Source organism: Paenibacillus caui, from assembly GCF_019904135.1.
In the GTDB taxonomy this organism is placed as follows: Bacteria; Bacillota; Bacilli; order Paenibacillales; family Paenibacillaceae; genus Fontibacillus; species Fontibacillus caui.
In genome coordinates, this window is sequence record NZ_JAIOGQ010000029.1 from 1 (window position 1) to 16,417 (window position 16,417).

Annotated in this window: 14 protein-coding genes; all 14 read right to left on the reverse strand. The window is 50.8% G+C overall.

Going from position 1 to position 16,417, the window contains the following annotated elements; genetic code table 11:
- Nucleotides 1-111: 111 nt before the first annotated feature.
- Entirely contained in the window at nt 112-519 is a 408-nt protein-coding gene (locus K7397_RS16320) for an ABC transporter permease (protein WP_223069003.1), read from the reverse strand.
- Between the two features lie 51 nt (nt 520-570).
- Nucleotides 571-2,109 (reverse strand): ABC transporter substrate-binding protein, encoded by a 1,539-nt coding sequence (locus K7397_RS16325; RefSeq protein WP_237690984.1) that lies wholly within the window; start codon nt 2,107-2,109, stop codon nt 571-573.
- Between the two features lie 14 nt (nt 2,110-2,123).
- On the reverse strand, nt 2,124-3,116 hold the full coding sequence (locus tag K7397_RS16330) for a M14 family metallopeptidase (RefSeq protein WP_223069004.1): 993 nt from the start codon (nt 3,114-3,116) through the stop codon (nt 2,124-2,126).
- A 213-nt stretch (nt 3,117-3,329) separates the two neighbouring features.
- The gene (gene folP, locus K7397_RS16335; RefSeq protein WP_223069005.1) at nt 3,330-4,166 is read right to left on the reverse strand and encodes a dihydropteroate synthase; all 837 of its coding nucleotides are present in this window, start codon (nt 4,164-4,166) and stop codon (nt 3,330-3,332) included.
- Nucleotides 4,163-5,053 carry an aminodeoxychorismate lyase gene (gene pabC / locus K7397_RS16340; RefSeq protein WP_223069006.1) on the reverse strand — a complete coding sequence of 297 codons (891 nt, stop codon included), beginning with the start codon at nt 5,051-5,053 and terminating at the stop codon, nt 4,163-4,165. The genes folP and pabC overlap by 4 nt, the downstream gene beginning before the upstream one ends.
- Nucleotides 5,050-5,631 (reverse strand): aminodeoxychorismate/anthranilate synthase component II, encoded by a 582-nt coding sequence (gene pabA, locus K7397_RS16345; RefSeq protein ID WP_223069007.1) that lies wholly within the window; start codon nt 5,629-5,631, stop codon nt 5,050-5,052. Before pabA ends, pabC begins: the two co-directional genes overlap by 4 nt.
- Nucleotides 5,628-7,223, reverse strand: a complete 1,596-nt coding sequence (locus K7397_RS16350) for an anthranilate synthase component I family protein (protein ID WP_223069008.1) — start codon at nt 7,221-7,223, stop codon at nt 5,628-5,630. Before K7397_RS16350 ends, pabA begins: the two co-directional genes overlap by 4 nt.
- A 150-nt stretch (nt 7,224-7,373) precedes the next feature.
- Complete coding sequence (gene cysK / locus K7397_RS16355) at nt 7,374-8,312, reverse strand: cysteine synthase A (RefSeq protein ID WP_223069009.1); 939 nt, start codon at nt 8,310-8,312, stop codon at nt 7,374-7,376.
- 342 nt (nt 8,313-8,654) lie between these two features.
- Nucleotides 8,655-9,539 (reverse strand): Hsp33 family molecular chaperone HslO, encoded by an 885-nt coding sequence (gene hslO, locus K7397_RS16360; RefSeq protein ID WP_223069010.1) that lies wholly within the window; start codon nt 9,537-9,539, stop codon nt 8,655-8,657.
- An 86-nt stretch (nt 9,540-9,625) separates the two neighbouring features.
- Nucleotides 9,626-10,393 carry a type III pantothenate kinase gene (locus K7397_RS16365; RefSeq protein ID WP_223069011.1) on the reverse strand — a complete coding sequence of 256 codons (768 nt, stop codon included), beginning with the start codon at nt 10,391-10,393 and terminating at the stop codon, nt 9,626-9,628.
- A gap of 4 nt (nt 10,394-10,397) precedes the next feature.
- The gene (gene nadC / locus K7397_RS16370; protein ID WP_223069012.1) at nt 10,398-11,264 is read right to left on the reverse strand and encodes a carboxylating nicotinate-nucleotide diphosphorylase; all 867 of its coding nucleotides are present in this window, start codon (nt 11,262-11,264) and stop codon (nt 10,398-10,400) included.
- Nucleotides 11,261-12,868 carry an L-aspartate oxidase gene (gene nadB, locus K7397_RS16375; RefSeq protein ID WP_223069013.1) on the reverse strand — a complete coding sequence of 536 codons (1,608 nt, stop codon included), beginning with the start codon at nt 12,866-12,868 and terminating at the stop codon, nt 11,261-11,263. Before nadB ends, nadC begins: the two co-directional genes overlap by 4 nt.
- A gap of 36 nt (nt 12,869-12,904) precedes the next feature.
- Nucleotides 12,905-13,843, reverse strand: a complete 939-nt coding sequence (gene nadA / locus K7397_RS16380; protein WP_223069014.1) for a quinolinate synthase NadA — start codon at nt 13,841-13,843, stop codon at nt 12,905-12,907.
- Nucleotides 13,844-14,219: 376 nt separating this feature from the next.
- Entirely contained in the window at nt 14,220-16,346 is a 2,127-nt protein-coding gene (gene ftsH, locus K7397_RS16385; protein ID WP_223069015.1) for an ATP-dependent zinc metalloprotease FtsH, read from the reverse strand.
- Nucleotides 16,347-16,417: the final 71 nt, after the last annotated feature.

Consider the following 16,417-nt stretch of genomic DNA (forward strand, 5'->3'; position numbering starts at 1 on the left):
AACGAACAGAAATTCTGCAGGTCTGCCCTTTTTTATGTCCGAAGTCACCTGAGACGAAAATACACCACCAACTACTCCTTAGATTCTGCTGTCTAATTCTCAATCACGGAATTATGCAAAATGCTCAATTAAATAATCAATAAAAGAATTCTTTCGATAGGCGGAGATAATTCCTGCCAGCAGTCCAACAATGACTGCAATAATAATGGCAGTCACTGCCAAATCAAGGGTTGCAGGCATCCGCTCCAGAACAAGCTTTAGCGCGGATTCTTTGAAATATAACGAATCTCCCAAATGTCCTGTTGCCAAGTCCTTGATATAGTCCAGATATTGCACAAATAAAGGCCGATTAAATCCTAAACTTTCTCTCAGGGACGCGACTTGTTCCTCGGTGGCTTCAGGCGGCAGCATTAACCTGGCCGGGTCTCCAGATAACCGGATAATGAAAAATACTACGGTGGCTGCACCTAGAATCGCTAAAAGGGACTGCAAAAATCGCTTGACGACGTACTGCCTCAATCAAATCACGCTCCTATCCAACTCCTCCGGTTTCGAACAAAATCATATCCCTTATTGATTAGGAGTAATCGTTGAAACAGGAATAGAACCATCTATACGACCATTCCAATTGAGCTTTTTCGATACACCGTAATATTGATTTTCTTGATACAAGAAAATTCGCGGAGCATCCTCCAAAACTTCCTCTTGAATTTCTTTGTAAAGAGCCTTGCGGCGTTCTGCATCCGATGTAGAACGAGCCTCGTCCAGCTTCGCATCCACGCTTGGATTGTTATAGGTGGAATAAGATTCGCCCGAGTGCAAAATAGCATAAATCGCGGCGTCCGCATCCAGCGTATTCGTGCTGCTCCATCCTAATACATACATGTCGGATTGCTTGCCGGACGGCACCAAAGTACGGTATACCGAGCTTTCTACGTTATTTACTTTAATGTTTACTCCAACTTGTTTCAGCTGTTCGGCAATAACCTGTGCTACATCCGTATTTTTAATATACCAGCTTACCGTATCCAGGGTGGCTGAGAAGCCGTTTGGATATCCGGCTTCCGCCAGCAGTTGTTTTGCTTTTTCCGGGTTGTATGCATAGCCGTCAAATTCACCGGCATAGCCGAAATCTTTTGGACCGATCAAGCTGTTGGTCTGAACTGCAGCCCCTTGCAAAACATTGTCTACGATGGATTTTGCATCAATCGCATAATTCAGAGCTTGTCTGACTTTTTTATTACTAAAAGGCGTATTCTCCGTTTTAAATCCTACATATACGGTATTGCCCGCTCTTTCAACGGTAGATAATCTGGCTGTAGAAGAGGACTCGATTTTTTCCCGATTTTCCGGGGAGACCGCCGTAATGATATCCACTTCGCCATTTAGAAGCGCGCTTACCCGGGTTGAAGCTTCCGGAATCGAGCGGAAAGTCACTTTCTTTACAGCAGGGGCACCTCCCCAATAATTCGGGTTCGCTTCAAGCTGCACGTTGGTGCCTTTTTCCCATTTCACAAATTTATAAGGGCCTGTACCTACCGGATTTTGAGCAAATTTCTCCTGCCCGGCTTCTTCTGCATACTTCGGCGGCACGATTTCCGTTGGATATCTGTTGAAACGGGTTGGAATGAGCGGATCGACTTTTTTAGTGATGACGTGTACGGTGTAATCGTCAATCACTTTTACTTCTTTTATCGTTGAAATGTAGCTGGCCGTCGGAGCGTTATGATCCGGATTCAGCACTCTGTCGATCGAATACTTTACAGCCGCTGCATTAAACGGTTCTCCATTCGTAAAGGAAACATTTTGACGCAATTTGAATTCCCATGTTGTATCATTGATCTGACTCCAGCTTGTGGCGAGGCCTGGTATCAACTGCTCATTCTGATCACGTTTGACGAGCGTATCAAAGATGTTATCAACGACCTGCGCATTCTCGGTCAGAAAACCCGGATCGAGTCCGTTTATATCAAATGCTCGCGCAATTGTGATTTCTAGCGGGCCATCTTCTTTCTTGGATGCATTTTTACTTGTCGTCGAGCATCCTGTGGCAACCATCACTAAAATAAGTAAAACTAAAAAATTTTCCTTCTCTCCATTTTTCGACAACCTTTCTATGGTGTTTAGTGTATAATTCCTAACATCACAGCATAATCTTCAGGTTTAACAAGAGAGGCTGTGTGAATGGATAAAATAATGGCTTTCTCTATGGGACAAGTTATTTTCTTGTCTTCATAATGCGGGAAAGTGAGTATTTCTATGATCGAATCGCCAAACTGTACAAGGTCCCCTGCACATTTTTGATGGACTTGTAGCCCGGTTGTATCAAATCTTAATTCCTTTATTTCAGTGATGTGATATGTACTCTTGGTGGTCTTTATACATTCACCCGGCGCAGGCTGCTCCGAGAGCATACTCAGCGTGATCAGAATAGAACGTATAGACTGCTCATGCTGCTTCACGCCGTCATTGGACCAGGACAATCCGCCCCCGCTTTCCAGCAACACGGCAGGTATTCCATTTTTGGCAACTTCGTTGATGAACATGCCTTTCTGGCCCGAATTGCACTCATAGACGGCTGTTAGATTTAGGTTGTTTACTACCGCCATCGTCTTCTTATATACGGCTTCCTGGCTGCTTGGCACCATAGCAAACGGACATACATCCAAATATTTGCCGCCACCATGCAAATCTATAAAGAAATCCGCATATTGGATGATTCTGTCGAGCAGCCAAGCTCCGTAATGATACGAATAAGAATCCTTCCATTCCTGAGCAAAGATCCGGTTTAAATTTACATGGTCAGCGGGACTCCCGTTACTGCCCGCCAAGAAAGCAGCTGGATTTGCTACAGGATAAACAAGAATACTCCCCTTTAAGCGGTTCACGTCCAGATGACTTAACAATTGGGCACAGGCTATAACACCGTCATACTCATCCCCGTGCAGAGCGGCTTGAATCCATACTACCGGCCCATCGTCATACCCTTTGATCAGGAAAAAAACGGCCGGATTCCCCTCAAACTCATTACGGATCATGCCAATTGACTTCTTGGGCTGACACGCAAAAGCTTCCTCAATCGTGGCATATTTCAGGTAATCTTCTGTCTTGATCATCGCTTTCTTACCCTTCTGTCTTGTCTGTACGCACGGCTCTATGCAATTCATTAAAACGTTGCTCGATTAAAGTATTCATTTATATCCGAGTTGTTAAGTTGGTTTTTCTGTATTAGTACGATCTTAACAATCATCATTCCTATTTGTCAATATGACATATTAAATGAAAAGGCTTAACCACTAAAAACTTATTGAAAAGAGCCTTCTGGGTGCTTAGCCGTACAGCATGGCGTCGCACATAAGCGCCGTGCGCTTGATTTCTTTCACATCATGGACACGGACGATCTGGCAGCCTTGAGCAATACCCAATGCCACTGTAGCGGCGGTTCCAAACACGGTTTCCTCCACCGGGACGTCCAGCGCGGTCCGGATAAATCTTTTTCGCGATGTGCCCAGCAGCAGGGGGTAGCCCATGTCGGCGAGCCTGTCCAGCGAACGCATCACCTTGAGATTTTCATGATAATCTTTGGCAAAACCGATCCCGGGGTCCAAAATAATGTTCTCCGCCTTGACGCCGGCATTCAGCGCGATTTCAACACTTTCATTCAGATCGGCTATCATGTCTTCAACAAGATCCCGGTAATTGCGGTCCTGCCGGTTATGCATCAGAACGACGGGACAGCCGAATTCGGCTGCCGTCACCGCCATCTTCGGATCCTTTTTGAATCCCCACACATCGTTGATGATATGGGCGCCGGCCAAAAGCGACTGTCTGGCCACTTCCGCCTTATACGTATCTACAGAGATCGGAATATGCGGAGCAGCCTGATGCACCGCCTCGACAACAGGCAGCACCCGCCGCAGCTCCTCTTCCAGGCTGACGCTTTCATGACCCGGCCGGGTCGATTCCCCGCCAATATCTATGATGTCTGCGCCGTCTTCAATCATTTCAAGCGCATGGGCGACGGCCTTGTCTGTTTCGTTATAACGCCCGCCATCGGAAAAAGAATCCGGGGTCGCATTCAGAATCCCCATAATTAACGTAGTCTGTCCCAGTTCAAATTTCACGCCGCCGAAGTTATAGGAGCGTTTATACGTTTTCGGTTTCATCGTCTATATCCTCCTGTCCATTCCCGGTAAGCTTCAAGCAGCCGCGCCGTCAAAGGGCCTCTTGTGCCGTCTCCAACGGTGAACGGTTCTGCATCTAAAGGGTAGACCCGGGTAATCGGAACAATCTCCTGAATGGAATTGGTCACGAATATTTCGTCCGCCTGATCAAGCTGGTCGGGCCCGAAACGGCCTTCCTGCACTTCGATTCCGAACTGGCGGGCCAGACGGATGACCGCTTCCCGGGTAATGCCCGGCAAAACGCCGGTATCCACCGCAGGTGTGAGCAGGCTTCCGCCGCTTACAAGGAAGACATTGCTCACAATGCCTTCGGCCAGATCGCCTTCCCGAGTGAGCATCAATCCCTCTGCGGGAACCTTCTCCTCCGGATCATAATCCAAAAGCTCCCGCTTGGCCAAAATATTGTTCAAGTAATGAAGCGACTTCAGCCGAACTTCTCCTTCCGGCGTATTCCTGCGCGTCTTCAGGACGCGAAGCGCTTTGCCTTGCACATCTAACGCTTCGGAAGGGCTTGAAAGAGGCTTGACATAAACAACAACTGTTGGCGACTTGTAATCTGCGGTTGGCAGTCCGAAATCAGCCCGACCCGCCGTCACCGTATACCGGATATATCCGTCTTCAAGCCCATTCGCCTCAAACAGCTCCTTCACGTGACGGTTTACCTGATGTTCATCTATTTCAAGCGTAATCCCCGCTTCAGCGCAGCCTTCCCGCAGCCTGGCCATATGGCGACCCAGCAAAAACGGAACGCCCCCGTAGGTCCGGAACGTTTCAAACAAGCCGACCCCGTACAAAAAGCCATGATCCATTACGGAGACCATGGCTTTGGCTTCGGGTACAATGAGGCCGTTTAACCCGATATACTTCATGCCCTGACTGCCTTCTTCCGGCTCAGGAAATTGCGCAGAATTTGATGGCCGTAATCGGTGACGATCGATTCGGGATGAAATTGCACGCCTTCAACATCATACTCTTTATGTCTCAGCCCCATAATTTCTCCTTCTTCAGTCTCCGCCGTAATTTCCAGGCAATCCGGCAGCGTGCTGCGCTCAACGAGAAGCGAATGATACCTTGTAGCCGTAAAAGGCGAAGGCAGACCGGCAAAGACAGATCCGCCGCTATGGAAGATCGGTGATGTCTTGCCATGCATCAGCCGCTCGGCGCGGACAACCTTCCCGCCGAAGGCCTGGCCCATCGCCTGATGGCCGAGACATACGCCGAACATCGGGATTTTCCCTTTAAAGTGTTCAATCAAATCCAGACTGATTCCCGCTTCATTAGGCGTACAAGGCCCGGGGGAAATCAGAATATGATCCGGATTCATGGCTTCAATCCCCGCCAGATCGATTTCGTCATTGCGTCGTACCGTTACCTCTTCACCAAGCTCGCCTAAATATTGAACCAGGTTGTACGTAAAAGAATCATAATTATCTATCACCAAGATCATAATCCAGGCTCAGCTCCTCTTCCTCGGTCTTTGGCGGCATTAGCGGCAATTTCACTGTAGTAAACCGCCGCCCTGGCCGCCCTCGCCTTATTCTCACATTCTCTATATTCCCTGTATGGATCGGAATCGATGACAATGCCTGCGCCTGTCTGTATATATCCCGACCCGTCTTTCACAATCATTGTCCTTATGACAATATTTAATTCCATATTGCCCTGATAGTCAATCCAGCCGATGGAACCCGTATAGGGTCCTCTGGTAACGGGCTCCAGCTCCTCAATAATTTCCATTGTCCTTACCTTCGGAGCACCGGTAATCGTTCCGCCCGGAAACATCGCCGCGATCAGGTCAAACAGACTGTACTTGGAGTCAAGCTCCGCGTCCACCTGGGAAACCAGATGCATCACATGCGAGTAATACTCCACCTTCATCAGCTCGCTGACCTTCACCGTTCCATATGCGGCGACCCGTCCCAGATCATTGCGCTCCAAATCCACGAGCATAATATGCTCTGCTCTTTCTTTCTCGCTGCCGAGCAGTTCAGCGGCCATCGCTTCATCCTCTTCAGAACGATTCCCTCTCCTCCGCGTTCCTGCGATCGGCCGGGCGCCCATCCTTCCCTCACGCAAGCTCACCAGAAGCTCAGGGGAACCGGATACAAGCTGAAAATCGGGAAACCGGAGCAGTCCCATATAAGGGGAGGGATTGATCAGCCTAAACCATTCATACAGCTCCTCGGCATTTATGCTCAGCTTGCGCTGCCGCCGCAGCGACAAATTGACCTGAAAGACGTCGCCGGCCGCAATATAAGCCTGAATCCGCTGAACTGCCGCTTCGAACTTGTCCTGTTCAAACGGCGTCGTCCACCCCTCTTCCGCCATGGGGAGACTCATATCCAAAGCCGGCCGGGAGGCCATGATTTGCCGCCTGCTACCAGCCGCTCCCGATTCCCGCGCCTGCTGCATCACCTTGTTCCACTGCTCCATCATGCGCTGTGCTCTTTGACTCGCCGCCTCATACAGCGGCATTAGCGATTCCGGTTCCGACTCATGTTCATCTCTATCCAATCCAAGGGGAAGATGCACGATACAGTAAATCTTCCGTTTCAAATGATCATACACCCAAATTTCGTCCATCCGCATCCAGATATAATCATCCAATGCCAGATCGTCTTCCGAAAGACGCGGCAGCTTCTCCAGTGTACGGACAACGTCATAGCTCAAATAGCCGACAAACCCGCCGCCGAACTTTGGCAGTCCAGGGATAAGCGGGGCCCGGTATGGACTCATCCATTCTTCCAGCAGCTGCAGCGGTTGCCCATGGAGAACCTGGCTTTCGGAAACGCCCGGTTTAATTAGCGTTCCGGTGCTTCCTTTTCCCCGCAGCACCTCGGCCGGATGAATGCCCGCAAACGTATAGTGCCCGTCTTTCCCGCTCTCCAACACAAAAGAGTATGGCGAGGCTTGTTCCCACAGTCCTTCCCAGCTACCCGGAAGGTCCTGATCCTGCACGCTGATCGCGTAAGGGAGAAGGCTCCATCCCTTGTTCCGCCATGCCAGCCAGTCTTTTAAGTCCGTCAAAACCTTAACCATCAGATCCTCCGCTAAAGATGTGATCAGCTTCTTGTTGTCTGCTAGTATACTAAACCGTACCCCTTCTTGAAAAGCGGGCTAATACAGAACAAGCCCCGCTGATCCCAATAACTGGAATGCCGCGGGGCTTGGCTTTATGTCGATTCTCGCTTAAAGTTCGAAGTTGTACAGCGGAGTGCTCAGGTAGCGCTCACCATTACTTGGAATAACGGCAACCACGCGTTTGCCTTTGCCCAGGTCCTTGGCCACCTTCAGAGCGGCGAAGACAGCTGCGCCGGATGAAATACCGGAGAGGATGCCTTCTTCCTTCGCAACCTTGCGCGCTTGTTCGAAAGCATCATCATTTTCAACATGAATAATTTCATCATAGATATCCCGGTTCAAAATTTCAGGGATGAAGTTTGGTCCAAGGCCTTGAATTTTATGCGGGCCCGGTTTGCCGCCGGCCAGAATAGGGGAAGCTGCTGGTTCTACCGCATAGATTTTAATATCCGGGAAATTCTCCTTCAGCACTCCGCCAGCTCCGCTAATAGTTCCGCCTGTGCCGATACCGGCTACAAACGCGTCCAGCTTGCCGTCCAAAGAATTAATCGCCTCTACAATTTCCGGTCCGGTGGTTTCACGGTGAATCTTCACGTTCGCCTGATTTCTGAACTGGTCGGCCAGGAAATAATCCGGGTTGGCTGACAGGATTTCCTCGGCTTTCTTAACGGCACCGTTCATTCCTTCCGCGCCAGGTGTCAGAACAAGCTCTGCCCCATAAGCACGGAGCAGGTTGCGGCGTTCAATACTCATCGTCTCCGGCATAACGATAATGGCTTTATAGCCTTTGGCGGCAGCTACCAGTGCAAGTCCGATCCCGGTGTTGCCGCTCGTTGCTTCTACAATCGTTCCGCCCGGTTTGAGGCGTCCGGATTTCTCGGCCTCTTCAACGATGCTGTAAGCGATCCGGTCTTTAACGCTGGAACCCGGATTTTGGTATTCCAGCTTAACATAGATTTCAGCGCTGTCTTCCGGAACGATGCGGTTCAAACGCACCAGCGGAGTATCTCCAATCAGTTCGATTACGTTGTTTACGATTCTAGCCATAAATAAACCCTCCTTGAAATGATGAAAAAGCAATATTTGGTCTCATTGATATAAAACATAGGGTAGATCGAGCCTTAGTCCAATTAGTAGATCGGGGATTCATTTAAAATTTATTAATTCCGAGTGATTAGGTATGTATTTATTACTATTATCTTAACAATGTTGATTCCCCGTTGTCAACAATAGGTACAAAATAACAGCTGGGCCGGCAGCTTATGCAGATTTACCTTTCAAGAGAGCCCAAAACTCAATGCTTGTGAAACGACGCAAGAATTTAAAAACTTCGCCAGCCGCCAAAGTTAAGCAAGCGGTCAAGCGAAGTTTAGGCACCCGGATGGTAGGTTAAGATTTGGCCTGTTCCAAAAGCTCCTTCAATTCGTCACGGGTGAACTTATAGGCCTCCCGGCAGAAGTCGCAAACCACTTCCGTTTCTTCTTCTTCCTCCATGAGGTTCTGCAACTCCTGTTCCCCAAGGCTGAGCAGGGTCCGCTCCACACGTTCCCGGGAGCAAGAGCATTTGAACTTAATCTCCATTTCATCCATAACCTTCACATCCGGCAGCAGCCAGCGAAGCATTTCCTCAAGCTCCATCCCCTGATCCAGCAGCGAGGTAACCGGCGGCATTTGGCCGACCGCCTGCTCAATCGCCGATATTTCACTGTCATCAAGGCCCGGAAGCAGCTGAATGATAAAGCCGCCCGCTACAATCACCGAGTTGTCCGTATCGACCAGCACGCCAAGTCCAACGGCGGAAGGCGTTTGCTCCGACAAGGCAAAATAATACGTGATGTCCTCGCCGAGCTCGCCTGAAATAATCGGCACGCTTCCACGGTAAGGCTCCTTCAGTCCTAGATCCTTCGTGACATGGATGAAGCCCGTCGTTCCGACCGCGCCGGCAACATCCAGCTTGCCCTGGCTGTTGCTTGGCAAATGTACGTGAGGCTCATAAACGTAACCGCGCACCTCGCCCTTGGCATTGGCGTCCGCAACGATCTGGCCGAGCGGCCCGTCGCCTTTGACCTGAACCGTCAGTTTTTCATCGCCTTTCAGCATGGCGCCCATCATAGCTGCGGCAGTAACCGTACGTCCGAGAGCAGCCGTTGCGGTCGGATAGGTGTCATGACGAGTCCGTAGTTCTTCAACCAGCGCAGTTGTGCGCACAGCAAAGGCACGTACTTTTCCGTCAAATGCCATTCCCCGAATCAACCGGTCTTTTTCTTGTTCCATATAGCACATGCCTCCTTATCATCCTGCCGGCAATAACGGCATCCGTCATCCCGCAGGTCCTGACTGTCTTTGCATTTTTATATTCATCAAGCGTTTCTTTCGTAAATCAGGCGAAGTCCCTCCAAGGTAAGCAGCGGATTGACCTCATCAATCGTCTGTGCCTCACTGGCAATTAGATCCGCTAAGCCCCCGGTAGCCACTACTTTGGGAGTCGAGTTCATTTCTTTGGCGATCCGGCCGACAATGCCGTCCACCTGCCCGGCGTACCCAAAAATAATCCCGGCCTGCATCGCATGCACCGTGTTGCGGCCGATCACCTTTTTCGGCTTCTCCAGCTCGATGCGCGGCAGTTTGGATGCCCGAATGTACAGAGCTTCCGTAGAAATGCCAATCCCCGGAACAATCGCCCCGCCCAGGTAATTATTGTTTTCGTCGATACAGTCAAACGTGGTTGCCGTACCGAAATCAACGACAACAAGCGGACCTCCACCATATTGTTCCACGGCCGCTACCGCATTGACGATCCGGTCAGCCCCTACCTCGCGCGGGTTTTCATAACGCAGATTCAGCCCTGTCTTGATGCCGGGACCTACAACAAGCGGCACTTTCTTCAAATAGGTTTCGCACATTTGCTCCAGTACATGCATCAGCGGCGGCACTACGGAGGAAATGATAACCCCTTCTATATTTGCTACATCAATCTTCGACATTTGAAACAGGTTGTAAATCATCACGCCATATTCGTCAACCGTAGCCTGGCGATTCGTACTGAGCCGGAAATGATGCAGCAGTTCACGCTGCTCATAAATCCCCAGAACAATATTGGTGTTGCCTACGTCCACCACAACAATCATGGCTTTACCTCTCTTTCTTCCCGTTCAGATCCAGACTGATATCCAGACTTTCAAAAGAGTACGTGAGCCGTCCCACCGAAATGATGTCGACCCCGCTTTCCGCAATGGTCCGAATCGTATTCAGTGTGACATTGCCGGAAGCTTCTACACGGACATGCGGCGCCTTCGCTTTAATCCGCTTCACGGCCTCACGCATGAGATCAGCCGGCATATTATCCAGCATAATAATATCGGCACCGGCGTCCAGCGCCTCCTCTGTCTGCTCGAGACTTTCAACTTCTACTTCAATAGTCATCGTATGCGGAATCTGGGCCCGGGCGCGTCCTACGGCCTGGGCGATTCCCCCGGCTCCTTTAATATGATTATCCTTGATCATGACCGCGTCGTACAAACCAAAGCGGTGGTTATGGCCGCCACCGGTACGCACCGCATATTTCTCCAGCATCCGGTGTCCCGGGGTTGTTTTCCGGGTATCCACCAGCCGAGTCCCAAGGCCTTCCAATGCATCGACATAAGTACGGGTCCGGGTAGCAATCCCGGATAAACGCTGCAGCAAATTTAAGGCCAGCCGCTCCCCTGTCAAAATGCTGTGCGTACTGCCTTCCACGGTCGCAAGAACCGTCCCCTTCGAGATCCGCTCTCCGTCCTGGACATAGGCTGTAAAAACCAGCGCAGGATCAACGATTTCAAACACAAGCCGGGCTACGGGGATTCCGCAGACAATGCCCTCTTGCTTGGCATGGATGATCCCCTTGGATTCGTGTCCGGCTGGAATCGTGGATTGGGTAGATACATCTCCCGAGCCCACATCTTCCCTAAGCCACCCGCGAATCGATTCCACCAGGGCTTCGTTATAGCCGTTTAATATCATAGGTTGATTTCCTCCAGCAATTGTTGATCGCGGCAGCACAGCTGATGCTTATGCCACTTGGCATCATCCCGCTCCGGATAATCCTCCCGGTAATGTCCTCCCCGGCTTTCTTCCCGTTTGAGCGCCATTTCCGCCACAAGCAGCGCCGAGGTCAGCATATTGGCATATTCCAATTGGTCTGCCGCCGTAAGCTTGGCCGAATATATGGACAGCTCCTGTTTCAATTCCTGCAGCCCTTCCTGAAGCAAACGGGCATTACGACGCAGTCCGACTTTTCGAACCATCGTCTTTTGCAGCTTAAGCTTTCTTTCCGCAATATCCTTCGGAGGCATGCCGGTTCTGCTTAATTCGCAAGCTGCGTTGACCGGCTCCGAAGGGGGCGTAAGCTGCTGGAGCCGCTTAACAATCCGGTTGCCGAACACCAGCGCTTCGGACAGCGAGTTGCTGGCCAAGCGATTGGCTCCATGCACTCCGGTAGAGGATACCTCGCCGCAGGCGAACAGGCGCGGAATGCTCGTCTCGCCAAACAGATCGGTTCGCACGCCTCCCATCATATAATGCGCAGCAGGAGCCACCGGAATCCAATCGGTTGTCATGTCGAGCCCGTACTTAAGGCAGGTTTCGTAGATCGTAGGGAATCGGTGACGAACAACCTCCGGCTGCTCGTGGGTAATATCCAGATATACCATCGAAGCATGGGTCTGTTCCATCTCGTCTACGATGGCCCGGGCGACCACGTCGCGGGGAGCCAGTTCAAGCTGGGGATGGTACTTATGCATAAACCGTTCTCCGCGGCTGTTGCGCAGCACCGCGCCTTCCCCGCGGACCGCTTCCGAAATCAGGAAGCGCGGGGCTCCCGCATAGCAAAGCGCTGTCGGGTGGAATTGGACAAATTCAACATCCCGAATGACGGCGCCCGCCCGGTAAGCCATGGCAATGCCATCCGCCGTTGCCACATCAGGATTGGTTGTATACCGGTACAGCTGTCCGGCTCCTCCGGAACAGAGAATGACCGCTTTGCTCTGAAGGAACAGACGCTCTCCTCCCGGACGCTGCACGAGAACGCCCCGGCAGCCTTCGCCATCCTCAATGATATCTATCGCGTAGTGATGCTCCAAAACCTTGATATTGGCATGGCTTAGCACTTTCTCCGAAAGAGCCCGGACCACTTCATATCCGGTAGCGTCCCCATGCGCATGGAGAATGCGCCGATGGCTGTGAGCTCCTTCCTGGGTTAAAGCGAGCCGCCCATTTTCAAGATCAAACTCGGCTCCAAGCGCGATCAGCTCCTTGACGGCAGCGGTCCCTTCCTGAGTCAACACGTTAACGGCATCGGTTCGGCAAAGCCCTGCCCCGGCCACCAGCGTGTCCTGCATATGCTCGGCAGGGGAATCATCCTCTGCCATAACAGCGGCGATGCCGCCCTGGGCATACCGCGTATTGCTCTCCAGCAGTTCTTTCTTTGTAATGACGGTAACCCTGCAGCTGTCTGCAGCTTTTAAAGCGGTGAACAGGCCGGCGATACCGGATCCAATCACGATGATATCGGTATAAGCGATCGGCATCTTCTCAAGATCAAAATCCACCAAAAATTGTGGAATCATTTCCTTCACCTATCTTAAACAAGAGAGTAGCGCATGCTACTGAACTTGTAACATGCGCTCTAGAGATGTTCTAGCTTTATCAGCAACTGCTGGCGGGACGTAGATTTGAGGCTGCATCGTTTCCAGACATTTGACGAACTTCTTCAAATTATTCACTTTCATGTTCGGACAAACCAGATATTTGGTGGCGAAATGGAATTGCTTATCAGGGCTGTCTAGCCGCAGCTGATAACCGGTTCCGTCCTCTGTACCCACAATAAATTCCTTGCTGTCCGATTTTTTGCAGTAGTCGATGATGGCTGTGGTGCTTCCTATGAAGTCTCCCATCGCCACAACCTCCGGTCTGCATTCCGGATGGACTACGAATGGAGCGTCCGGATATTTGGCCTTCATCTCCACAACATCTTTTACGGTAAGCATGTCATGTGTGTTGCAGTAGCCTTCCCATATAATAAGCTTTTTGCCGGTTTTCTCCTGTACATAATGACCGAGATTTTTATCCGGCACCCAGATAATCTCCTCGGCATCCAGCGATTCAATGACCTTTACGGCATTGGAAGAGGTACAGCAAATATCCGTCTCCGCCTTGATTTCGGCTGAAGAGTTAATGTAGGTGACGACCTTGGCTTTTGGATGCTGTGCCTTGAGCTTTCTGAGTCCGTCGACATTCACCATATCGGCCATCGGGCAGCCCGCCCGTTCATCCGGAATCAGGACCGTTTTATTCGGCGCCAAAATTTTAGCGCTTTCTCCCATAAAGTGAACCCCGCAAAATACGATAACGTCCGCATCTGTCGCGGCCGCTTTTTGGGCAAGCAGAAAAGAGTCCCCCCTGAAATCGGCGACCTCCTGAATCTCGTCACGTTGATAATAATGAGCAAGTATAATAGCATTACGCTCTTTCTTAAGCTGAAGGAGCTTTTCGCGCAGCTCACGGTTTTGCTCCGCCTTCCGCTCCAAAGCCAATGCTTCCACCCGTAGTACCCCCAGTCTCTCGCGGCAGCTTGCCGCGGCGTTTATTATGTTCTAAACCGAATACATGGAATTTCACGTTAAACGGGTTACCTTACATCAGAAATGATACCTTTTCTACGGAAAATAGGAAAGTCTCTATTGATAACAACTAATTTACACAACGTTAGTTCCCCTGTCAATTCGGGAGATCCATGAACACGGAAGGGCTTTCGTTTTTTCGGCAGAGTCTTCTTGTGAGTAGAAATAACAGTCCATATTATCATCCAGGAGTCATGGCTATTACCAGAAAAAAGACTGCCTCCAGCGTCTAATCCAGACACCAAAGACAGTCTCTCCTTTTCCTATTATTTTCAGAACCGCTTATCCGGAAAACCTGTTAGACCGTACGGTTGTCTCCGCCGTTCGGATCTCTGCGGTCATCGTCATTGCCGCCTTCCGGAGGGTTTGTCGGCAGGTCTCTTACCGTACCTTGCGATTTATCCACCGGTTTATCCCGGGTGATATCATCCTGTCCCGGAACAAAGTTCGGGATGTCTCTGCCTTCCGGAATGGCAGGCTCGGAATCGTCCTTGCCTTGAATGCGCACGCGCACATCGCCGACATTGTCAACAACCGGTTCCCCGGAGTCCGTTCCTCCAGTGCCGCTTTCTCCGTTTCCGCTGTCCGCTCCATCCTGGATACGGCCGCCTTCAATCAATTGCTTGATATCTTCCAGCTCCAGCGTTTCACGTTCAAGAAGCGTTTCAGCAATCAAATGCACTTCTTTGGAATGCGCCGTGAGCAGCTCGCGGCAGCGTTCATAGCACTCTCTTATAAAGCGCTGCATTTCCTGATCAATTTCATAAGCGATCTGATCGCTGTAGTTCTGCTCATGACCGATATCCCGGCCCAGGAACACCTGACCTTGGGAGGTTCCAAACTGCATCGGTCCAAGCTTTTCACTCATACCGTATTCCACAATCATGCTGCGCACAATGCTTGTTGCTTGCTGGAAGTCGCTGTAAGCGCCGGTACCGATTTCGCCGATAAACAGCTCTTCCGCAACACGTCCGCCGAGCAGCCCCGTTACCTTATCGAGCAATTCCTGCTTGGTAACAAGCGTGCGGTCTTCCTTCGGCAGCATGATTACGTATCCGCCTGCGCGACCGCGCGGGATAATCGTTACTTTGTGGACCATGTCCGCATGCTCCAGGAAGTAGCCGACAATCGTATGGCCCGCTTCGTGGAAAGCGACAATCCGTTTCTCGCGGTCGCTGATGACACGGCTGCGTTTCTCGGTTCCGACAATGACACGGTCGATCGCTTCATCCACCTCGGTCATCGAAATATCTCTGCGGTTGCGTCTAGCCGCCAGAAGGGCTGCTTCATTAAGCAGGTTCTCGAGATCAGCGCCGGTAAACCCGGTAGTACGTTTCGCAATGACGTCCATCTTCACATCTTTCGTAAGCGGCTTGTTGCGTGCATGAACCTTCAGCACAGCTTCACGGCCTTTAACATCAGGGCGATCCACTGTGATTTGCCGGTCAAAACGGCCCGGACGCAGGAGCGCAGGGTCCAGAATGTCCGGACGGTTCGTAGCCGCTACGATAATAATGCCTTCGTTGGCGCCGAATCCATCCATCTCAACCAGCAACTGGTTGAGCGTTTGTTCCCGTTCGTCATGTCCGCCGCCAAGACCGGCGCCGCGCTGACGACCTACGGCATCAATTTCATCGATGAAGATAATACATGGGGCATTCTTCTTGGCATTTTCGAACAAGTCGCGAACCCGCGAAGCGCCGACACCGACGAACATTTCCACGAAGTCCGAACCCGAAATGCTGAAGAACGGTACGCCCGCTTCACCGGCAACGGCTCTGGCGAGCAGTGTCTTACCTGTACCCGGAGGCCCGACAAGCAGGACGCCTTTAGGAATGCGAGCGCCTACTGCGGAGAATTTACGAGGATCCTTAAGGAACTCGACGACCTCCACCAGCTCTTGCTTCTCTTCATCTGCCCCCGCTACATCTTCAAAAGTAACCTTCTTCTTCTCTTCATTATATAACCGGGCCCGGCTCTTGCCGAAGTTCATGACTTTACCGCCGCCGCCCTGGGCTTGATTAAACAGGAAGAAGAACAAAATAAACATGATCGCCAATGGAATGATTGAGGTCAGGAAAGTAAGCCAAATGCTTTCCCCTTCCATGGGCTTCACACTGAATTGGATATTATTCTGTTCGGCCTTAGCAGTTAATTCGCTTATCACTGCAGTGTCATAAGGAACATAGGTGGTGAAATTTTTGGATTTGCCAATTTGCTCTCTATATTTGCCGGTTAACCGGTAGGTATAACCGTCAAATTGTGCGGTCATTTCCTCTATCTGATTCGCTGCAAGTTGCTGGCGCAGCTGATCGTATCTAGGGGTATTCGCCGATTCATTGCCGCCGCTTAGGAATTGGACAATGCCCACCACTACTAAGAAAAGTATCAAATAAAAACCAGAATTCCGGATGAACCGATTCATCCCCTACCTCCTCTCAATGACGCATAAGTTATTTTAACATAGCCGCTGCGGCGTTCTCAACCGGACGGACC